Here is a 19,661-nt window from a genome sequence, read left to right on the forward strand (position 1 = left end):
GAACTTGCTGTCGAACTTGCTGTCGATCCGGCTGTCAGCCCCGCTGACTGCGCGTCTGCAACATCACCGTTTCGCCGCGCTTCTTGAACAGCAGGAAATACAGCGCAGCCAGAATCAGCAGGAACGGCACGCCAAACACCAGCGTCATCTTGAACACGTTGGTGAAGTACGTCGTGACCAGAATCGCCAGCATGGCCACCGCGCCCAACAAGGTCAGCACCGGAAAGCCGGGCATCCTGAATGACAGCACCGCGCCACCCTCACGCGCCCAGCGGCGGCGGAAGAAGTAGTGCGTGATGAAGATCATCATCCACGTGAACAGCGCGCCGAACATCGAGATGGCCATCATCAGCGTGAACGCCGTGTCGGGATACAGCACCTTCAGCACCACGGCAATTGCAATGCCGCTGGTGGACAGCAGCAGCGCGTTCAACGGCGTGCCGCTACGCGTCAGGCGGCCAAACAGCGACGGCGCGTGACCGGCGCGCGACAAGCTGAACATCATGCGCGTCGTGATGTAGAGCTGGCTGTTCATGGCCGACAGCGCCGCCACCAGCACGATGAAGTTGATGACGCCCGCCGCGCCCGGAATCTCAAGCGCCAGCATCACCTTCACGAAAGGGCTGCCTTCCTTGCCGGCTTCGTTCCACGGCACAATCGCCAGAATCAGCGCCAGCGTCAGCAGATAGAAGACGACGAGCCGGACGATGGTGGCGCGAAACGCCTGCTTCACCGCGCGTTCGGGATCTTCGGCTTCGCCCGCCGCCACCGCGATCATCTCTACGCTCAGGTAGCTGAAGATCGAAATCACGACCGCAATCCACATGCCCCACAGGCCATTCGGGAAGAAGCCGCCATGCGACGTGTACTGCGCGACGCCATATTGCGGATTGCCCCAGACCACATACGCGCCCAGGATGATGAACGCCACGATGGCGGTGATCTTGATCGTAGAGAACCAGTATTCGATGGTGCCAAACGCCTTGACGCTCATGGCGTTGATGACAATCAGCGCCCCCGAAAACACGCACACCCATTGCCAGCCTGGCACGTTGGGAAACCAGAAGCTCATGTACTCGGCCACCGCCGTGACTTCGGTGCCCACCGCCAGCACCACGCACGACCAGTAGGCGTAGCGCACCAGAAAGCCCGCCAGCGGGCCGATGTAGTGCTCGGCGTAAGCGCCGAATGAACCCGAGGTGGAATGCGCCACGGTCATTTCGGCCAGGCAGCCCATCAGCAACAGCGTGATCAGCCCGCCGATGGCGTAGCTGATGATCACGCTGGGCCCGGCAAAGCCGATGGCGAACTTGCTGCCCAGAAAGAGGCCCGTGCCAATGGCGCCCCCAATGGCGATCATGCTCATCTGGCCCGAGGTCAAGCGCCGCTTGAGCCCCTGTTCACGTTCGGCGATCTTGCCGAATCCTTCTTGTTTTTGCATTGTCTCCTCCTGTCCTGCGCTCTCTGTATTTATAGATATGTGGCCGATAGGGCCTGCGCGATAAGGCAACGCTTAGCCGTTCAGGTCACGGCAGACCGTTGCTTGAATTCGGGCGCGTCCCAGGCGCGGCTGTCCAGCACGTCTTTCAGGATATCCACGGCGTCCCACACGTCGGCGTAGCCGACGTACAGCGGCGTGAGGCCAAAGCGCAAGACTTCGGGCTCGCGGTAGTCGCCGATGACGCCGCGTGCTATCAGGGCCTGCATCACCTCGTAGCCATTGGGATGGCGGAAGCTGACGTGGCTGCCGCGTTCGGCGTGGTTGCGCGGCGTGACGAGCGTGAGCGGATGGCCTTCGCAACGTTCTTCGACCAGCGCGATGAACAGGTCGCCCAAGGCCAGCGACTTGCTGCGCACTTGCGCCATGTCGGCGGCGTGAGCGACGTCCAGGCCGCATTCCACCAGCGACAAGGACACGATGGGCTGCGTGCCGCACAGGTAGCGGCGGATGCCGCCCGCCGGTTCGTAGGCCACGGCCATGTCGAACGGGCGCGTGTGGCCCCACCAGCCGGACAGCGGCTGCCAGAAGTCCTTGGTGTGGCGCGGCGCCACCCAGATGAAGGCGGGCGAACCGGGGCCGCCGTTCAGATACTTATAGGTGCAGCCCACGGCAAAGTCGGCGTTGGCGCCGTTCAAATCCACCGGCACCGCGCCGGCCGCATGCGCCAGGTCCCAGATGGTCAGCGCGCCGCGCTCGTGCGCCAGGGCGGTCACGGCGGCCATGTCGTGCATCTGGCCACTGCGGTAGTTCACATGCGACAGCAGCATCACGGCGACGGAATCGTCCAGCGCCTTGTCCAGCGGCAGGTCGTCGTCGATCAGGCGCATTTCGTAGCCCTGCTCGAGCAGGTCGATCATGCCCTGGATCATGTAGAGATCGGTCGGGAAATTGTCGCGCTCGGACAGGATGACGCGGCGTGCGGGTTGCTGCTTTTGCTGAATGCGCAAGCCGGCGGCCAGCGCCTTGAAGATGTTCAGCGAGGTGGTGTCGGTGACCACCATTTCGCCTTCGCGCGCCCCCAGCAGCGCGCCCAGCTTGTCGCCCAGACGGGCGGGCAGTTCAAACCAGCCGGCCGTGTTCCAGCTGCGGATCAGGCCAGTGCCCCATTCGTTCTTGATGACGCCGGCTGCGCAGGCGGCCGCAGTCTTCGGCATGACGCCCAGGGAATTGCCGTCCAGGTAGAGCACGCCGGGCGGCAGCTCGAAGCGGTCTTTCAGGGGGGCCAGGGGGTCGTTGCGGTCGGCGGCGACGCAATCTTCGCGGGTAGTCATGCAATGCTCCTTCGGGGCAAAATTCAACAAACAGGATAGCAGCGTGGTCAGGCCTGAAAATTGCAAACCCGGGCGTGGCTTACCCTAAGTTTTCGCAGTAAATTGCTTCCATATCAAAATATTCGAATTGGATTGCTCCATGCTTTTAGACGCGATTGACCAGCGCATCCTGTACCGCTTGCAGGAAAACGGGCAGCTCAGCAATCAGGATCTGGCCGAACAGGTGGCGCTGTCGCCCTCGGCCTGCCTGCGCCGCGTGCGGGCGCTGGAGGAAGCGGGGTTCATTCGCAACTACCGGGCGGTGCTGGACGCCGACAAGCTGGGCTTTGAGCTTGAGGCCATTGTGCATGTGTCACTGGACCAGTCGCGCCCGGGCTGGCACGAAGCGTTTCTGGCCGGCATCGCCGCGCATGACGAAATCACCGAGGCCAGCATCGTGACCGGCGCGTCGAACTACATCCTGACCGTGCGCACACGCAATTTATCGGCGTTTTCGCAGTTCGTGGAAGACAAGCTCAGCAAGATCGCGGGCGTGCGCGACCTGTGCTCGCATATCGTCATGCGGAAAGTGAAAGACCGCGGCGGCATGCTGCCGCTGGCCAGCTGGCGCTAAGCGGGCCTGCCCTAAGCATCAAGCCGCCGAGCCGTAGCGCAAAAACCCAAACACCGTCACGAAATGGCAGGCTGATCCGCCCATCACGAACAAATGCCAGATGCCGTGGGCATGCCGCCAGCGTGTGTCGTTGACGTAGAACAGTGTGCCGACGGTGTAGGCCACCGCGCCCGCCAGCAGCCAGGCCAACCCCGCCGAGGACAAGGCGCCCGCAATCGGCGCGGCGAACATCACGCCCAGCCAGCCCATCGCCAGATACAGCGGCAAGGCGGGCGCCGCGCCGCGCGCCCACCAGAGTTCGCGGCTGATGCCGATGGCGGCCAGCACCCAGATCGCCACGCCCATGACGCCGCCCCAGGCGTGCTGCACCGGGCCAAACGCCAGCGGCGTATACGTGCCGGCAATCAATAGATAGATGGCGCAATGGTCGGCCTTGGCCCAGCGCGCCTTGTTCGGGCCGCGCGTGCAGTGATAGAGCACCGACGAGGCATAGACGGCAATCATCGACGCCGCGAATACGGCGCAAGAGATGATCTGGCGCGCGGCGACGTTCAGTTCGGCCGCCCGGGTGATGAGCACGCTTGAGGCGGCCACCGCCAAGGCCAGCCCCGCCAGATGCGTGGCGCCGTTGAAGCGCTCGCCTTTGTACATACGTCCTCCTTGGACACCGGCGAACCGCCGGCGTCTGCCATCTTGGGCCCGGCCTGTGACAAGCTGACGTCAGAGGCCAACACCCATGGCCGCATCTGACGTCAATGGCTCACGCCAGGCCGCAATGGCGACCGGAGGTCAGGCGATGAAATCCACCGCCGCGGGAAAACCTTCCACCGCGCGCGCCGCCAGAATGGCGCGCTGCACGGCAATGGCCATGGCTTCGGCCGCCATGACGCCCAGCAGCATCACGTTGCCCGGCTTGCCGGACGTGCCGGTGCCAAGCGCGAAGATCGTGTCGCCGTCCATCATGGTGTGTATCGGGTTGATCGTGCGGGCCAGGCCGTCATGCGCCATGCCCGCAATTTTCTGCGCCTGCGCCTTCGTCAATTGCGCGTCGGTGGCCACGACGCCGATGGTGGTGTTGGTGCCGGCGCGCATCGACTTGGGCAGATCGCCCGCAAGAATGGCTGCGCGCGTGTCCAGCAGATGCTTGCCATCGGCCGTGCGTGCGCCCGCCAGGATGCGCCCGGTGGCCGGGTCCAGCACATCGCCCACCGCGTTGACGGCAACGATGGCGCCCACCGTCACGCCCGCCACGGTCAGCGACGCGCTGCCGATGCCGCCCTTCATGGCGCGCTGCGGTCCATAAAGCTTGCCGACGGTAGCGCCCGCCCCTGCGCCGACGTTACCTTCCTTGGGCGCATCGGTGGTGGCGGATTTGCACGCCTGATAGCCCGCCGCCGCATCCGGGCGAATGGATGCATCACCCACGCCCAGATCAAACAGAATGGCCGACGGCACAATCGGCACGTGCGCCACGCCCACGTCAAAACCAATCTTCTTTTCTTCCAGATAGCGCATGACGCCGCTTGCGGCATCCAGCCCGAACGCGCTGCCGCCCGACAGCACAATGGCGTGCACCTTTTCCACCATGTTCACGGGATTCAGCAGATCGGTTTCACGCGTGCCGGGCGCGGCCCCGCGCACATCGACGCCGCCGGTTGCGCCCGCTTCCGCAATGATGACCGTGCAGCCGGTGGGGCGGCGGGTATCGGTGTAATGGCCCACCCGCAAGCCCGACACCTGCGTGATGCTGCCCCCGCCCGGGGTCAGCCGCAAGCCGCTGGCGCCTTGTGCCGGCATCACGCCCGCAAACGCCGCCGACCCTGCCGCCGCCATCATGAAAGCCCGCCTGTTCCATTGCTGTTCCACACCGATCTCCGTCCCGTTGCCGATTGAAGGAAACCCCCGCCGGCTGGCCGCCAAACGAGGGCAAGTTATGACTGGCAGTTATATTTTTACTATTCCTTATGCTTTGTGGAAAAATAGGCGCGTTGATAGAGTGCGGCTACGTCTGAGGGCATTGCACATCCCCATGCTCTCAAGAATGACACCGATCATCCGTGGAGCCTTGCCATGAAACTCTTCCGCTCGTTGTTCATCGCCGGCCTTATCCAGGCCGCAGCCCTTTCCGCCGCGCACGCCCAATCGGGCCTGGACCAGATCAAGTCCGCCGGCACCTTCAAGATTGGCACCGAGGGCACGTACGCGCCCTTCACCTTCCACGACGCATCGGGCCAGCTTACCGGTTTTGACGTGGACATTGGCCGCGCCATCGCCGAACGCCTGGGCGTGAAGGCCCAATTCGTCGAAGGCAAATGGGACGGCCTCATTGCCGGCCTTGACGCCAAGCGCTATGACGCCGTGATCAACCAGGTCGGCATCACCGACGCGCGCAAAGCAAAATACGATTTTTCTGATCCGTACATCTCATCGGCCGCCGTGCTGATCGTGCGCGACGACAACACCAGCATCAAGTCGTTTGCCGATCTGAAGGGCAAGAAGTCGGCCAACACGCTGACCAGCAACTTCGGCAAGCTGGCGCAAAGCCATGGCGCGGAAGTGGTCGCGGTGCAAGGGTTCAACGAAGCCATTGATCTGTTGACGTCCGGCCGCGTGGAAGCCACGGTGAACGACAACCTGTCGTTCCTGGACTTCAAGAAGCAAAAGCCCAACGCCAAAGTCAAAATCGCCGCCACTGACAAGACTGCTGAATTCAGCAATTCGGGCGTGCTGATCCGCAAGGGCAACCCCGAGCTGCAAGCGGCCATCAACAAGGCGCTGGCCGACATCAAGGCCGACGGCACCTACAAGACGATTTCGGTCAAATACTTCGGCACGGACCTGTCGTCGGCGCAATAAGCGGCGGAGACGCTCATGACGCTCCCTTCCTGGCTGCAAGCCGTCATGCCCGATTGGCTGCTGGCGCAAATCGGGTCGTGGACGGTGCCAGCCTGGGTGCAGTTGATGGCCGATTCGTTCTGGCCATTGCTGCATGCCGGCTTGGTGTTCACCGTACCGCTTACGCTGATGTCGTTTGCGCTGGGGCTGGCGCTGGCGTTCGTGGTGGCGCTGATCCGCTTGTTTGGCCCCGCGCCGTTGGTGGCCGTGGTGCGCTTCTATGTGTGGCTGATCCGCGGCACGCCATTGCTGGTGCAGCTGTTCGTGATCTTCTACGGCTTGCCCAGCGTGGGCATTGTGCTGGACCCGCTGCCCGCTGCGCTGATCGGCTTCACGCTGAACGTGGGCGCGTACAACTCGGAAGTGATCCGGGGCGCCATCGAGTCCATCACCAAGGGCCAGTGGGAAGCGGCGTACTCGCTGAGCATGACGCGCGGCCAGGCGCTGCGCCGCACGATCCTGCCGCAAGCCGCCCGCGTGGCGGTGCCGCCGTTGTCGAACTCGTTCATTGCATTGGTTAAAGACACGTCGCTGGCGGCCGTGCTGACCGTGCCCGAAATCTTCCAGGCGGCGCAGCGCATTGCGGCGGTCACGTATGAACCGCTGATCCTCTATACCGAGGCCGCGCTGATCTATCTGGTGTTCAGCTCCGTGTTGTCGGCCGCGCAGGTTCGCCTGGAACGGCGCTTTGGCCAGCACGCCGTGTTTTCCGAGAAAAGCCGATGATCCGCCTGCAAAAAATCGAGAAATCTTTCGGCGGCAATCCCGTGCTGAAGCAGGTGGATGTGAGCATCGCCGAAGGCAGCGTCACCGCGCTGATCGGCCCATCGGGCAGCGGCAAGAGCACCTTGCTGCGCTGCGTGAATCTGCTGGAAGTGCCGGACCGCGGCACGCTGGCCATCGGGCCGGAAACGGTTGAATTCGAGCCAGGCAAAAAGCTGTCGCGCGATCAGGTGCAGCGCGTGCGCAAACAAACCGGCATGGTGTTCCAGAACTTCCAGCTGTTTCCGCATCAGACGGTGATGGGCAACGTGATGGAAGGCTTGCTGACCGTGCAGAAATGGCCGCTGGACCGGGCCCGCGCACGCGCCGAAGAGCTGCTTAAGAAAGTGGGCATGTCGGAAAAGGCTGACGCCTGGCCCGCCAATCTGTCAGGCGGCCAGCAACAGCGCGTGGCGATTGCCCGCGCGCTGGCGCCCGCGCCGCGCGTCTTGCTGTGCGATGAGCCGACGTCGGCGCTGGACCCGGGCCTGGCGGCGGAAGTGGTCGACGTGCTGCGCCAGTTGGCCACCGAAGGCATGACGATGCTGATGGCCACGCACGACTTGCGCCTGGCCGCCAGCGTGTCGCGCGAGGTGGTGTTTTTGCTGGATGGCGTGGTGGTGGAATCGGGCGAATCGCGGTCGATCTTTTCGCGGCCGGCTGATCCCCGCACGGCGACGTTTATCTCGACGCTGACGCAGGACGCAGCGCTGGGGTCGTAGCCGGCCGCTGGGGTCGTAACTCGCCGCTGGGGTCGTAGCCGGCCGCTGGGGCCCTAGCCCGCCGCTGGGGTCGTAGCCGGCCACTGGGGTCGTAGCCCGCTTCAGGCGCGCCCGCCGCGCCAGCAACGCCCCATTTTTAATCGGCCTCTTCAGACACCTTTGATCATTTCGGCGGTAAATTCCCCGCTGGATCGACGGCCTGGCCGTCATAGCGCAGCTCAAAATACAGACCCACCTGCTTGCTGTCGCTGTTGCCCATTTCGGCAATCTTCTGGCCCTGCTTCACGCTCTGGCCTTCCTTGACCAACAGCTTGCTGTTGTGCGCGTAGATGCTGAGGAAGCTGGCGTTGTGCTTGACGATGACCAGGTGGCCGTAGCCGCGCAGCCCGCTGCCCGAGTACGCCACGGTGCCGCCTGCCGCGGCCACCACGGGGGTGCCTGCGGAATTCGAGATGACGATGCCGTTCGAGCCGCCGCCGTCGTAGCCGCGCGTGACCTTGCCTTGTGCGGGCCAAACCAATGAAATCGCACCCGGCGGCGCCGTGCGCCGCTTGCCGGAAGACGAGGACGATGCGCGCGACGTTGCAGCGGGTTTTGATGCCGCCTTGCTGGGCGTGGACGTCCTGGCTTGACCGTCCGGCGGGTCCACCCGCAAGACTTGTCCGACTTCGATCGAATTCGAATTCGACAACTTGTTCCACCGCACCAGATTGCTGACGCTGGTGCCTTGCTTGCGCGCAATCTGCGTCAGCGTGTCGCCCGACTGCACCCGGTAATAGCCGGGCTGGACTTTGGTGGTGCCGCAAGCGGACAACAACGCCAGCAAGGCCACGATGCAAGCCAGCATCCAGAATCGGCCAAGCGGCCGGAGCCGGGTCTGGCCAGAGGCGGTTGCGCGGGCGGACTGAGACAGGGTCGGGGCGGGCAAGGAAAGCACTGAAACCTGGGGCACTGAGTTGGCGGTTGGATGGAAGTGCGTTCAAGGGTACCAAGATTTTCGCGCGCCGGAGTGCGCGAATGCTTCACACCCACTTCGCACCCACGCCACAGGCGTGTATAACCCGCTCATCAAGACGCCCCCGTGGCGCCACGAAACCATGCGCTTGCAAGGACAATTATGGTGAAGACCGACACAGTTAGAAGAAATCCGCTCTGCCTGCTTTGGACGCTTCCGTACCTGTTGTGCGGCGTGTTCTCGCACCTGCTGAGCGATCCGGTCAGCCACGCCTTGTTCGTCTGGCTGCCGCCCGGCGTGGCGGTCGCGGCCTATCTGCTGACGCCGCGCCGCAATTGGCTGCTGCTGATGCTGGGCTTTTTCGCCGCGCAACTCGTCCTGACGCTGATCTGGCGCGGACAGCCCGCCACGGCGATCGTGTTTGCGGTGACGGGCACCGTCTCGTCGCTGCTGGCCGCCTGGACCGTGCAACGTTTGTCACCACGCGCCGAAGGGCTGGGATTCGTCGCCGCCCTGTTGGCCGGCGCGGTGGCGGGCGCCGCCGCCAGCGCGTTGCTGGGCGGCGGCTGGCTGTGGCTGACGCAGGAAGCGCATGCGGCGGTCCGTTTGCGCACCTGGGTCACCGCCTATCTGGCGGGTGTGCTGATCCTGGCGCCGGCGCTCACCGGCTGGTCGCAATTCCGGCCGCGCCGCTCCGGTGGCGCGCGCCTGCGTGAACTGGTCATCGGCCTGGTGGCTTATGTGCTGATGATCGTCTCGACCTTCATGACGTTCGACGGCGACATGATCCAGCACCTGCCCTACGTCGTGTCGTTCGAGCTGACCTATCTGCCCCTGGTGTTCGCCGTGCTGATCGCGCTGGTCTGGGGTACACCGGGCGGCACGCTGGCCATGGTGACGCTGATGCTGATGGCGCTGTACCAAAGCGCACAGGGCGAAGGCCCCTTCCTGCAAGCCAATGACCCCTGGCAAGTGCTGTTGGCCACGCAGGTCTATCTGGTGGTCACGGCGCTGCTGCTGTTGCTGGTCAACACCTTGCGCGGCGCGCGGGCGCAAGCGCTGGAAAACGCCGAGCAATGGCGGGGCCGCTTTGATCTGGCGCTGGCGGGCAGCCACCAGTTGATGTACCGCTACAACCCCTATGACGGCACGCTGGAACTGGCGGGCGACGTGCAAGACGCCTTCGGCCTGCCGCCTTCCGCCATCGCAAGCCTGGAAGCGCTGATCGCCCACGCGCACCCGGACGACCGTGCACGCCTGTCTTTGCACTGGGCGGCCCGCCGCGCGGGCGCCCAAGACCGCACACCCTTGCTGTTTCGCGTCGCCCACGCAGCAGGCGGCTGGCGGCTGATCAGTGACCGAGGCTCGCCCCTGTCCGACTTCGATGGCAGCGTCGCCGTCGTGGCCGGCATGTGGCGGCTAGGCGACATCGAGGTCGAGCCGGCCAATGTCAACTAACTTACCCGTTCGCGCCGGCACAGGCGCCCTGCTCATTCACGGGCTCGGCGGGACCGAGTACGACCTGGGGTCCATGCACAAGATCCTCAAGCGCGCCGGCATCGAGACGCACAGCCTGACGCTGCCCGGCCACGGCGGAGCGCCAGAGGATCTGCTGTCCGTGCGCATGGAAGACTGGCTGGACGCCGTGACGGCCAAATATCACGAGGTGGCCGCCCGCTACGAGACGCTGCACGTCATGGGCATGTGCCTGGGCGCGCTGCTGGCGGTGGAACTGTGCAAGCGGGTGGGCCACAAGCAGGGCAAGCTGGTGTCGCTGGCCGCCCCAGTCTTCATTGATGGCTGGAGCACGCCCTGGTATCGGGGTCTGCGCCGGCTGGTCTACCGCATCCCTGGCCTGGCGGCGCGCATGCGCGTCGAAGAGGAAGAGCCCTACGGCATCAAGAACGAATTGGTCCGGTCCATCGTCAAGGCCAAGTTCGAACGGGGCGAGAACTTCCACTACCGCTGGGTGCCCCTGGCCTGCGTGCGCGAAGTCGACCGGCTGCGCGCGGCCGTGCGTCAGGGGCTGGACGGCATCGGCTGCCCCACGCTGATCATGCATGCACACGAAGACGAACTCACTTCGGTGCGTTCGGCGCAACTGCTGCACGACGCCATCGCGGGCAGCCAGCTCGTGCTGCTGAACAACAGCTATCACATGATCTGCGTGGACAATGACCGCGATCTGGTGGCCGCAACCGTGCTGCAATTCATGGACCGCGACCCGGCTGCCGTGCAATCGCCCCGCGCAGCCGGGCGCGCGGCCCCCATGGGCGCCGCCGACATCGAACGCATTCTTGAAGCGTACCGGGGCTCGCTGCTGGCCGGCGAATTCGAAACGCTGTTCCCGCTGTTTGCCGAGGACGTGGTCTGGACCGAAGAAGGCGACAACCCCATCAGCGGCGTCTACGAAGGGCGCGGGGCGCTGATCAACTTGTTCTCGCGCTTGATGGACTATTCGCGCAACACCTTCGCGGTCAACGAGGTTGGCCAGCCTGCGCTGTCGGGCCGATCGATTGCGCTGCCCCTGCGCTTTCAGGTGCAGGACGGCGCGGGGCTGTACAACGGCGCGTCCACCCACACGCTGCGCTTACGCAACCACAGCATCACGAAGGTCGTTTCCAAAGCCGATGAACCCCAGCGCGAAGATGCGCTCTGGCGCCGGCTGGCCGCCGCCAGCGGGCTGGAGCCCGAGGGCGACGCCATGGACGAGAGCACCCTGGCGCTTGACGCCAGCGCCTTGCCCGACGCCTTTGAAGCAGCCGTCATCGAACTGCGTTCGCTGCCGGCCGCCCCCTCGGCCGCCGTATCGATCCGGCTGACCGCCTACGAACAGCAAGCGCGGCTGGGTGACGCCCCACCGGCGCCCGCCGCTGGCGCCGATGCCCGCGAACAGGTGCGTCACGCCGCATGGCGGCTCTTGTCCGGCCTGCCCACCGACCAGGCGCAACGCCGCCACATTGCCCTGGTGCGGCGCTTGAAGGCGGGATATTGGCCCGCGGGCATGGACTAGAATGCGGCCATGCCTGACTTGACCCGCCTCCTCCGTCTTCGGAGCGCCGTGCGCGCCCACGGCGTGCTGTGGCTGGCGCTTCTGGCCTTGACCTTGCGCGCCCTGGTGCCAACGGGCTACATGCCCGACGCCCGCGCGCTGCATGACGGCCGGCTCGAAGTCACGTTCTGCTCGGCTGCGGGCGACCTGTCCACGCTGAGCCTGGCGCTGGGCAACCCGCCAGACGGCAAGTCTGCGCATGACGCCGCCGAAACCGGAGCTCAATGCCCCTTCGGGCTGCTTGCGCATGTTTCCCCCGCGCCGCTTGCCGGCCTCACCCCCATCCTGCTGCCCGTCAGCCGGTCTGCACCGCCCCCGCCTGTTTACCGGGCCTTGCCCGCCCTGGCCGCCCAAGGGCCGCCCCTGGGGTCTCGCGCCCCACCCTCGCTGGTCTGACTCCGCCTGATGGCGCGGCCCTGCCGCGCGCCTTGCCGACACGTCGACCCAAGAGGTTTTCATGCGTTACCCCACCCTGTTCGCGCACACCAGCGCGACGTCTTCTTGCGCTTATTCCCGCGCGTCTTCCCGCGCGTCCTCCGATGCGCCCGATCTGCGCCGCCGCCTGCTGCTGTCTTCGGTGGCCTTGCTGGCCCCGCTGGCCCTGACCGGCTGCGGCCCCGAGGCCCCCAAGCTGCATGGCATGGACCTGTCCGGCATGCCCACCGGCGATTTCCAGCTGCAAGACACCAGCGGCCAGCCGCGGACCTTGGCTGACTATCGCGGCCACCCCATCATGCTGTTCTTCGGCTTCACCCAATGCCCCGACATCTGCCCGACCGCGCTGACCCGCGCGCTTGAGATCAAAGCGCAGCTGGGCGCCGATGCCGACAAGCTGCGCGTGCTGTTCATCACCGTCGACCCCGAGCGCGACACCGCCGAGATCCTGCGCGCCTACACGCAGGCGTTCGACCCCGGGTTCGTGGGCCTGCGCGGCACCGCCGAGCAAACGCGCGCCGCCGCGCAATCGTTCAAGGTGTTCTACCAGAAGGTTGCCACCGGCTCGTCCTACACCATGGACCACACCGCGCTCACCTACATCATCGACGCCCAGGGCAAGTTGCGCCTGGCGCTGCGCCACCAGCAAAGCACCGAACAATGCGTGGAAGACCTGCGCACCGTGCTTTGACGCCAGCGGCTTCCCGCCACACGACCTCTATATATAGATAGGAGACTTTCATGAAACACCTCTCGCTCAAATCTTTCGCCGCCGCCTTCACCCTGTGCGCCTTGTCCGGCTTTGCGCCCGCCTCGCTGGCGCAAGACGCCGCCCTGAAAGTGGAAGACGTCTGGGTGCGCGCCACCGTGCCGAATCAGCACGCAACCGGCGTCTTCATGCGCCTGACCTCGCCCACGGCCGGCCGACTGGTCGGCGTGGAATCCGACGCCGCCAAGCACGTGGAAGTGCATGAAATGGCGATGCAGGACGACGTCATGAAGATGCGCCAGGTGCCGGCCATCGACCTGCCCGCCGGCCAGGCGGTGGAATTGAAGCCGGGCGGCTATCACGTGATGCTGATCGATCTGGCCAAGCAGATCACCCCGGGCGATCACGTCCCGCTGACGCTGATCGTCGAAGATGCCAAGCAGCAGCAACACCGGGTGCCGGTCCAAGCGGAAGCCCGCGCGCTGAACGCCAAGGCAGGCGCCGCCCCCGCGCAGCACGGCCACTGACAGCGCAATGACATCTGTGCTTCAAGCCTGAAATACCTTTCGGCGCCTGAAGCCGGTTTTCCTGCAACACCACGGCGCACGCCCGGTCGAATTGAAAAGGCCGGACGTGCGCCGTTTTCACGCCCCGGTCAGGCAGTTCCGCATTCAGGAAATCGTCCGCTGGCCACATCTCGGACGACGGCGCGGCCAGATTGGCCGCAGGCTATGTTTGCCAGGAGCGTTTCATGAAGACCTTCACCACCACCGTGTTGCTATGCGCCGGCTTGGCCGTCGCGGGCGCCGCCCAGGCGCAATCCGCAGTTCAATCCCCCGCCCCGTCCACCCAGTACAAGCGCGATCTGTATGGCGACTGGCGCGTCACCTACGCCGCCCCCACCGCCAAGAGCTCGGACCAGGTGGCCGCTGAATTGGCGCAGGCGAAAGCCAATGGTCAATACACATTCGGCCAGGAAGACTACCCGCCCCCGGCCATGGCCCACAGCGGCATGTCTGACATTCATTGACGGGCCGCCATCTTCAGCGAATATTGGGGACGCACATATCCGCCCCGATGCCAGCGTGCTGCGCTGAATCACCATACAATGCCTGCACGTCCACCGTCGGCGCCCCACTCGGGCCCGGCGGCAGCCGGCCCCTTTGGCCGCGCGCCGGACGCCTGCGTTCCGCGCCGCCGGGCGCTTGACCCGCCGGCGGGCCGCCGGCACCTACGTGTCTGGATATGCCCGGTAGTTCCGCTTTTTCATTCCTGCGTACCTTATGCAGCCTGCGCTGGCTCGCCATCGCGGGCCAGGCCGCCACCATCTTGCTGGCCAGCAGCGTGCTGGGGCTGGACCTGCCGCTTGAGCCCCTGTGGATCGGCGTGGGTGTGCTGATCGGTTTCAACGCCTACGCCAGCCTGCGGCTGCGCCACCCCCGCGACTTGTCCCACATTACGGCCTTCGGGCATTTGCTGGTCGACATGGCGGCGCTGTCCTGGATGATCGGATGGAGCGGCGGCATCAGCAACCCGTTCGGCATGATGTTCCTGATCCTGACCGCGCTGGCGGCGCTGGCCTTGCCGCGCAACTGGGCGTTCGCGGCGGCGGTGGCCGGCATTTCGGGCTATGCGGCGGCGGCCATCTTCGGCCAGCCCCTGCGCGGGGATGTGGACACGCATTCCCTGCTGCTCTGGGGCCTGGGCGCGAATTTCCTGATTTCGGTCGTGGTGGTGCTGGTGTTTTCGACCCGGCTGGCCGCCGACCTGCGCGCCCGCGAGCGCGAACTTGCCCGCCTGCGCGAACGCTTCACGCGTAACGAAGGCATCGTCGCCCTGGCGACCCACGCCGCCGCGATGGCGCACGAATTGAACACGCCGCTTGCGACCATGACCCTGCTGACCGACGAAATCGCCGCCGAGGTCAAGGACGAAGACGTGCGCGAAGACGTGGCCACCTTGAGCCAACTCCTGGCGTTGTGCCGGGAACGCATCCGCAATCTGGCGGTCCCAACTGCCGTGGATCTGGTTCGCGTGGTGGGTCAATGGCGGCTGATCCGGCCGACGATCGACCTGCAACGCTCGGGCACGCTGCCCACCAGCTTGCGGGTGGACCCGGCCATCGCCCACTTGTTGCAGGCCTTGCTGAACAACGCGGCCGACGCGGGCGAAGCCGCCGAGGCCCCCCGCGTGGACCTGCATCTGGAATATGGCTATGGAGCCTTGCGCGGCGAAGTGCGGGATTACGGACGGGGCTTCGACCCCGACCAGACCCTGCTGCCCGCAACCAGCCTGTTCAACAGTGGCAAGCCGGGAGGGCTGGGCGTGGGCCTGGCGCTGTCGCACGCCACCGTGGAACAACTGGGCGGCGAAATGACCATGACCGCCGCTGCTGGGGGAGGCACCCGCATCCGCTTTTACCTGCCCCTGGGCAACCCCGGAATTTGATTGTGATGAACCCTACCGACCTTGGCCTCTTGATCGACGACGACGAACTGTATGTGCGCACCTTGCAGCGCAGCCTGTCGCGTCGCGGTCTGGAAACCCGAACCGCCACGGGCATCGCCGAAGCGCTGCGCGTGGCCGAGGAAATCCGGCCGGCCTTCGCGCTGGTGGATTTGCGCCTGGGCGAAGACTCCGGCCTGACGCTCATCCGCCCCTTGCGCGCGCTGCGTGCCGACATGCGCATCCTGCTGGTCACCGGTTACGCCAGCGTGGCCACCGCCGTGGAAGCCATCAAGCGCGGCGCGGACGACTACCTGCCCAAGCCCGCCACCGCGCCGATGATCCTGCGCACGCTGGGGTTGGTGAAGCCAGAATCCGTTACGATCGAAACGACCATGACGCCGTTGCACCGCCTAGAATGGGAGCACATTCATCAGGCGCTGCACGAAACCGGCGGTAATGTTTCCGCGGCGGCGCGTCTTCTGGGCATGCACCGGCGGTCATTGCAGCGCAAGCTGGCAAAAAAACCAGGGCCGGAACGCGAAGTGCTCGTCGACTGATTTGTGCGGGTGCGACACATCTTTACAACACCCCATGTGCAGGTGCGACATATCGTCGCACCCCCTGCACCCCTCCCGGGGCAGTTGCTCCCCTAGGAAAACCCTGTATCTGCCCCGATGGGGGCAGATTCCTCCCAGGCAATGCGACCATGTGTCGCATGCTTGACGGATATCAAGCCGATAGGATGGACGTTGCTGCCTAGCAGCATTCCAGTCTGCTGCTACGCAGCATTTCCAACCATCCATCCAAGGCTGTACGTGAAACACCCCCTCCTTGCGACCCTAACGCGCATTTTTGGCGTCGGCGCGGTCATGCTGCTTGGCGGCTGCAACATGGAAATTCTCTCTCCCAAGGGAGACATTGGCGCCCAGGAAAAGACTTTGCTGTTCACGGCGACGGGGCTGATGCTCATCGTTGTGATTCCAGTACTGTTCATGATCGTGGCGTTTGCGTGGAAATATCGCGCATCCAATACCAAAGCTGACTACCAGCCCAAGTGGGCCCACTCCACGGCGATTGAAGTCGTAGTTTGGACCGTTCCTTGTATCATCGTGGCGATTCTCGCCGTGATCACCTGGCGCTCCACGCACGCGCTGGACCCCTACAAGCCGCTCGTTTCCGAACACAAGCCCGTCACCATCGAGGTGGTGTCGCTGGATTGGAAGTGGCTGTTCATCTACCCCGAGTACGACATCGCCACAGTGAACGAGATTGCGTTCCCCGTGGACGTTCCGGTCAATTTCCGGATCACGTCGGCATCGGTCATGAATTCGTTCTTCATCCCCCAGCTGGGTAGCCAGATCTACTCGATGGCCGGCATGGAAACGAAGTTGCACCTGAATGCGCGCGAAGCTGGCACCTATGCCGGCATCTCGGCCAACTACAGCGGCGCCGGTTTCTCCGGCATGCGCTTCAAGGCCATCGCGATGCCGCAAGAAGGGTTCGACAACTGGGTCAAGGAAGCCAAGGCTTCGCCCACGGCGCTGACCCCCGAGGTGTATGCGGAACTGACCAAGCGCAGCGAGCGCAACCCGGTCGTCAAGTACTCCTCGGCGCCTCCCGCCATGTTTGATTTCGTCTTGGGCAGCACCATGTCCAAGATGGCCGGTGTGGACTCCGCCACGTGCACGTCCACGTCGAACAATCTGATCGCAGGAATTAACTAACAATGCTCGGGAAACTCACCCTCGAGGCCATTCCGTACCATGAACCTATCGTCATGGTTACGCTGGCCGCCGTGTGCCTGGGAGGCCTAGCGGTCTTCGGCGCCATCACTTACTTCGGCAAGTGGAAGTACCTGTGGACGGAATGGCTGACCTCCGTCGACCACAAGCGCATCGGCGTGATGTACATCATCGTCGCGCTGATCATGCTGCTGCGCGGCTTTGCCGACGCCATCATGATGCGTACCCAGTTGGCGGTGGCATCCGCCGACTCCGCCGGCTTCTTGCCACCCCATCACTACGACCAGATCTTCACCGCCCACGGCGTCATCATGATTTTCTTCATGGCGATGCCCTTCATTACCGGGCTGATGAACATCGTGGTGCCGCTGCAAATCGGCGCCCGCGACGTGGCCTACCCGTTCCTGAACTCGCTGAGCTTCTGGCTGTTCGGTGCTGGCGTCGCGCTGATGATGATCTCGCTGTTCGTGGGCGAATTCGCCGCGACCGGCTGGCTCGCCTATCCGCCGTTGTCTGGGCTGGACTACAGCCCAAGCGTCGGGGTGGACTACTACATCTGGGCGCTCCAGATATCAGGGTTGGGCACAACACTTAGCGGTATCAACTTCATCGTGACCATCCTGCGCATGCGCGCACCGGGCATGAGCCTGATGAAGATGCCGATTTTCACGTGGACCTCGCTGGTCACCAACGTGCTGATCGTCGCCGCCTTCCCCGTCCTGGCCGCAACCCTTGCGCTCTTGACGATGGACCGCTACCTGGGCACGCACTTCTTCACGAACGACATGGGCGGCAACGTCATGATGTACGTGAACCTGATCTGGATCTGGGGTCACCCCGAGGTCTACATCCTGGTGCTGCCGGCGTTTGGCGTGTATTCGGAAGTGGTTGCCACCTTTGCCCGCAAGACGCTGTTCGGCTACAAGTCCATGGTTTACGCCACGGCCGCCATTGGCGTGCTGTCGTTCCTGGTCTGGCTGCACCACTTCTTCACGATGGGTGCGGGGGCCAACGTCAATGCCTTCTTCGGCATTGCAACGATGATTATCTCGATCCCGACGGGCGCGAAGATTTTCAACTGGCTGTTCACCATCTACCGCGGCCGCCTGCGCATCACGACGCCGGTGCTGTGGACGCTGGGCTTCATGATCGTCTTCGTCATCGGCGGCATGACCGGCGTGATGCTGGCCATCCCCGGCGTGTCCTTCGTGCTGCACAACAGCTTGTTCCTGATCGCCCACTTCCACAACACCATCATCGGTGGCGTGGTGTTCGGTTGTATCGCCGGTATGACGTACTGGTTCCCCAAGGCATTCGGCTTCACGCTGAATGAGCGCCTGGGCCGCTACTCGTTCTACTGCTGGTTCGTTGGTTTCTTCATGGCCTTCATGCCCCTGTACATCCTGGGCTTCAAGGGCATGACGCGTCGCCTGAACCACTACGACAACCCCGAATGGCAGCCGTACCTGCTGGTTGCGCTGGCTGGCGCCGCGCTGATCATGCTGGGCATCTGGTTCCTGCTGCAGCAAGTGTTTGTGTCGGTTCGCCAACGCAAGCAAAACCAGGACGTCACGGGCGATCCCTGGGATGGCCGTACCCTGGAATGGTCGATTTCGTCGCCGGCTCCTTTCTACAACTTCGCCCACGTTCCTCACGTTGATGAGCTGGACCAGTTCTGGGAAGACAAGCAAAGCGGCAAGGCCTACAAGCGCCCGGCCAAGTACGAAGACATCCACATGCCGCGTAATACCGGCGCTGGCGTCTACATCGGTTTGTTCGGCCTGGTGATGTGCTTCGCGCTGATCTGGCACATCTGGTGGCTCGCCGCCGCCGGTTTCGTCGGCATGATCGGTGCGTTCATCGCCCGTGCCTACGACCGCGACGTCGATTACTGGGTCCCGGCCGCGGAAGTCGAACGCATCGAAAACGCTCACTTTGACAAAATGCAGAAGGCCGCCTGAGCCATGATTCAAGCCGTAGCCACTCACCCCCACGCGGGTCACGACGATCACGCGCATCACGACGATGGGTCCAAAACCGTTTTCGGTTTCTGGGTCTATCTGATGAGCGATTTGCTGATCTTTTCGGTGCTGTTCGCCACGTTCGCGGTGTTGTCCAACGCCACCGCGGGCGGCCCCACGGGCAAGGAACTGTTCGATCTGAAGTTCGTGCTGGTCGAAACGCTGTTGCTGTTGTTCTCCAGCTTCACCTTCGGCATGGCCAACCTGAACGTGCACGCCAACAACAAGTCCCGCGCAATGGGCTGGTTGATGGTGACGTTCCTGTTCGGCGCGGGCTTTATCGCGATGGAAGTCTGGGAATTCCATCACCTGATCACTGAAGGCGCCGGCCCCGGCCGCAGTGCGTACCTGTCGGCGTTCTTCACGCTGATCGGCACGCACGGCCTGCACGTCACCTTCGGCCTGATCTGGATCATCGTGCTGCTGGACATGATCCGCCGCCATGGCCTGGACTCGATCAACAAGCGTCGTCTGGCGTGCCTGAGCCTGTTCTGGCACTTCCTGGACATCGTCTGGATCTGAGTCTTCACCTTCG

At 64.2% G+C, this 19,661-nt stretch carries 20 protein-coding genes; 15 read left to right on the plus strand and 5 right to left on the minus strand.

Features of this window, described 5'->3' with window-relative positions; genetic code table 11:
• Window positions 1–34: 34 nt before the first annotated feature.
• Window positions 35–1,441, minus strand: a complete 1,407-nt coding sequence (locus AC1DSJ_RS25100) for an amino acid permease (RefSeq protein WP_441372357.1) — start codon at window positions 1,439–1,441, stop codon at window positions 35–37.
• Between the two features lie 80 nt (window positions 1,442–1,521).
• Window positions 1,522–2,772 (minus strand): kynureninase, encoded by a 1,251-nt coding sequence (kynU, locus tag AC1DSJ_RS25105; protein WP_441372359.1) that lies wholly within the window; start codon window positions 2,770–2,772, stop codon window positions 1,522–1,524.
• Window positions 2,773–2,911: 139 nt separating this feature from the next.
• On the opposite strand from kynU, the gene AC1DSJ_RS25110 reads away from it, so the two are divergent.
• Complete coding sequence (locus AC1DSJ_RS25110) at window positions 2,912–3,385, plus strand: Lrp/AsnC family transcriptional regulator (protein WP_054422639.1); 474 nt, start codon at window positions 2,912–2,914, stop codon at window positions 3,383–3,385.
• Window positions 3,386–3,403: 18 nt separating this feature from the next.
• Here the strand turns inward: AC1DSJ_RS25110 and trhA are convergent, their stop codons facing one another.
• Window positions 3,404–4,036 (minus strand): PAQR family membrane homeostasis protein TrhA, encoded by a 633-nt coding sequence (trhA, locus tag AC1DSJ_RS25115; protein WP_441372360.1) that lies wholly within the window; start codon window positions 4,034–4,036, stop codon window positions 3,404–3,406.
• Window positions 4,037–4,174: 138 nt separating this feature from the next.
• Entirely contained in the window at window positions 4,175–5,251 is a 1,077-nt protein-coding gene (locus AC1DSJ_RS25120) for a P1 family peptidase (RefSeq protein ID WP_346551142.1), read from the minus strand.
• Between the two features lie 204 nt (window positions 5,252–5,455).
• Between AC1DSJ_RS25120 and AC1DSJ_RS25125 the strand changes: the two genes are divergently transcribed.
• The 3 genes from AC1DSJ_RS25125 to AC1DSJ_RS25135 all read left to right on the plus strand — a co-directional run bounded on the left by AC1DSJ_RS25125 (window position 5,456) and on the right by AC1DSJ_RS25135 (window position 7,764).
• The gene (locus tag AC1DSJ_RS25125; protein WP_054422642.1) at window positions 5,456–6,241 is read left to right on the plus strand and encodes an amino acid ABC transporter substrate-binding protein; all 786 of its coding nucleotides are present in this window, start codon (window positions 5,456–5,458) and stop codon (window positions 6,239–6,241) included.
• Window positions 6,242–6,325: 84 nt separating this feature from the next.
• Window positions 6,326–7,006, plus strand: coding sequence for an ABC transporter permease subunit (locus AC1DSJ_RS25130; protein WP_054423301.1), 681 nt, complete (start codon window positions 6,326–6,328; stop codon window positions 7,004–7,006).
• Entirely contained in the window at window positions 7,003–7,764 is a 762-nt protein-coding gene (locus AC1DSJ_RS25135; protein ID WP_342067874.1) for an amino acid ABC transporter ATP-binding protein, read from the plus strand. Before AC1DSJ_RS25130 ends, AC1DSJ_RS25135 begins: the two co-directional genes overlap by 4 nt.
• Window positions 7,765–7,927: 163 nt before the next feature.
• On the opposite strand, the gene AC1DSJ_RS25140 is transcribed toward AC1DSJ_RS25135, so the two are convergent.
• Window positions 7,928–8,611: a peptidoglycan DD-metalloendopeptidase family protein gene (locus tag AC1DSJ_RS25140; RefSeq protein ID WP_054422644.1), complete on the minus strand. Its 684-nt coding sequence runs from the start codon at window positions 8,609–8,611 to the stop codon at window positions 7,928–7,930.
• Between the two features lie 273 nt (window positions 8,612–8,884).
• On the opposite strand from AC1DSJ_RS25140, the gene AC1DSJ_RS25145 reads away from it, so the two are divergent.
• The 11 genes from AC1DSJ_RS25145 (at window position 8,885) to cyoC (ending at window position 19,648) form a co-directional block, all read left to right on the plus strand.
• The gene (locus AC1DSJ_RS25145; protein ID WP_441372361.1) at window positions 8,885–10,177 is read left to right on the plus strand and encodes an MASE1 domain-containing protein; all 1,293 of its coding nucleotides are present in this window, start codon (window positions 8,885–8,887) and stop codon (window positions 10,175–10,177) included.
• Complete coding sequence (locus tag AC1DSJ_RS25150; RefSeq protein ID WP_441372362.1) at window positions 10,167–11,732, plus strand: acyl-CoA-binding protein; 1,566 nt, start codon at window positions 10,167–10,169, stop codon at window positions 11,730–11,732. The genes AC1DSJ_RS25145 and AC1DSJ_RS25150 overlap by 11 nt, the downstream gene beginning before the upstream one ends.
• A 48-nt stretch (window positions 11,733–11,780) precedes the next feature.
• Window positions 11,781–12,167, plus strand: coding sequence for a DUF2946 family protein (locus AC1DSJ_RS25155; protein WP_441372363.1), 387 nt, complete (start codon window positions 11,781–11,783; stop codon window positions 12,165–12,167).
• A gap of 61 nt (window positions 12,168–12,228) precedes the next feature.
• Entirely contained in the window at window positions 12,229–12,897 is a 669-nt protein-coding gene (locus AC1DSJ_RS25160; protein ID WP_441372364.1) for an SCO family protein, read from the plus strand.
• Window positions 12,898–12,947: 50 nt separating this feature from the next.
• Window positions 12,948–13,442: a copper chaperone PCu(A)C gene (locus AC1DSJ_RS25165; RefSeq protein ID WP_441372365.1), complete on the plus strand. Its 495-nt coding sequence runs from the start codon at window positions 12,948–12,950 to the stop codon at window positions 13,440–13,442.
• A gap of 224 nt (window positions 13,443–13,666) precedes the next feature.
• Window positions 13,667–13,945: a DUF4148 domain-containing protein gene (locus AC1DSJ_RS25170; RefSeq protein ID WP_441372366.1), complete on the plus strand. Its 279-nt coding sequence runs from the start codon at window positions 13,667–13,669 to the stop codon at window positions 13,943–13,945.
• Window positions 13,946–14,160: 215 nt separating this feature from the next.
• The gene (locus AC1DSJ_RS25175) at window positions 14,161–15,363 is read left to right on the plus strand and encodes a HAMP domain-containing histidine kinase (protein ID WP_054422650.1); all 1,203 of its coding nucleotides are present in this window, start codon (window positions 14,161–14,163) and stop codon (window positions 15,361–15,363) included.
• 5 nt (window positions 15,364–15,368) lie between these two features.
• On the plus strand, window positions 15,369–15,920 hold the full coding sequence (locus AC1DSJ_RS25180) for a response regulator transcription factor (RefSeq protein ID WP_006221322.1): 552 nt from the start codon (window positions 15,369–15,371) through the stop codon (window positions 15,918–15,920).
• Between the two features lie 258 nt (window positions 15,921–16,178).
• On the plus strand, window positions 16,179–17,087 hold the full coding sequence (cyoA, locus tag AC1DSJ_RS25185; protein ID WP_054422651.1) for a ubiquinol oxidase subunit II: 909 nt from the start codon (window positions 16,179–16,181) through the stop codon (window positions 17,085–17,087).
• A 2-nt stretch (window positions 17,088–17,089) separates the two neighbouring features.
• Window positions 17,090–19,066 carry a cytochrome o ubiquinol oxidase subunit I gene (gene cyoB / locus AC1DSJ_RS25190; RefSeq protein ID WP_054422652.1) on the plus strand — a complete coding sequence of 659 codons (1,977 nt, stop codon included), beginning with the start codon at window positions 17,090–17,092 and terminating at the stop codon, window positions 19,064–19,066.
• A gap of 3 nt (window positions 19,067–19,069) precedes the next feature.
• Window positions 19,070–19,648: a cytochrome o ubiquinol oxidase subunit III gene (gene cyoC / locus AC1DSJ_RS25195; RefSeq protein ID WP_476760407.1), complete on the plus strand. Its 579-nt coding sequence runs from the start codon at window positions 19,070–19,072 to the stop codon at window positions 19,646–19,648.
• Window positions 19,649–19,661 lie beyond the last annotated feature (13 nt).

Source organism: Achromobacter sp. 01N37 (genome assembly GCF_056399725.1).

Bases quoted from the DNA above. Each gene is read 5' to 3' on its own strand.
- AC1DSJ_RS25160 (WP_441372364.1), top strand. From the start codon at position 12,229: ATGCGTTACCCCACCCTGTTCGCGCACACCAGCGCGACGTCTTCTTGC.
- cyoB (WP_054422652.1), top strand. From the start codon at position 17,090: ATGCTCGGGAAACTCACCCTCGAGGCCATTCCGTACCATGAACCTATC.
- AC1DSJ_RS25135 (WP_342067874.1), top strand. From the start codon at position 7,003: ATGATCCGCCTGCAAAAAATCGAGAAATCTTTCGGCGGCAATCCCGTG.
- AC1DSJ_RS25140 (WP_054422644.1), bottom strand. From the start codon at position 8,611: ATGCTGGCTTGCATCGTGGCCTTGCTGGCGTTGTTGTCCGCTTGCGGC.
- trhA (WP_441372360.1), bottom strand. From the start codon at position 4,036: ATGTACAAAGGCGAGCGCTTCAACGGCGCCACGCATCTGGCGGGGCTG.
- AC1DSJ_RS25165 (WP_441372365.1), top strand. From the start codon at position 12,948: ATGAAACACCTCTCGCTCAAATCTTTCGCCGCCGCCTTCACCCTGTGC.
- AC1DSJ_RS25170 (WP_441372366.1), top strand. From the start codon at position 13,667: ATGAAGACCTTCACCACCACCGTGTTGCTATGCGCCGGCTTGGCCGTC.
- AC1DSJ_RS25100 (WP_441372357.1), bottom strand. From the start codon at position 1,441: ATGCAAAAACAAGAAGGATTCGGCAAGATCGCCGAACGTGAACAGGGG.
- AC1DSJ_RS25180 (WP_006221322.1), top strand. From the start codon at position 15,369: ATGAACCCTACCGACCTTGGCCTCTTGATCGACGACGACGAACTGTAT.
- kynU (WP_441372359.1), bottom strand. From the start codon at position 2,772: ATGACTACCCGCGAAGATTGCGTCGCCGCCGACCGCAACGACCCCCTG.
- AC1DSJ_RS25175 (WP_054422650.1), top strand. From the start codon at position 14,161: ATGCCCGGTAGTTCCGCTTTTTCATTCCTGCGTACCTTATGCAGCCTG.
- AC1DSJ_RS25110 (WP_054422639.1), top strand. From the start codon at position 2,912: ATGCTTTTAGACGCGATTGACCAGCGCATCCTGTACCGCTTGCAGGAA.
- AC1DSJ_RS25125 (WP_054422642.1), top strand. From the start codon at position 5,456: ATGAAACTCTTCCGCTCGTTGTTCATCGCCGGCCTTATCCAGGCCGCA.
- AC1DSJ_RS25150 (WP_441372362.1), top strand. From the start codon at position 10,167: ATGTCAACTAACTTACCCGTTCGCGCCGGCACAGGCGCCCTGCTCATT.
- cyoC (WP_476760407.1), top strand. From the start codon at position 19,070: ATGATTCAAGCCGTAGCCACTCACCCCCACGCGGGTCACGACGATCAC.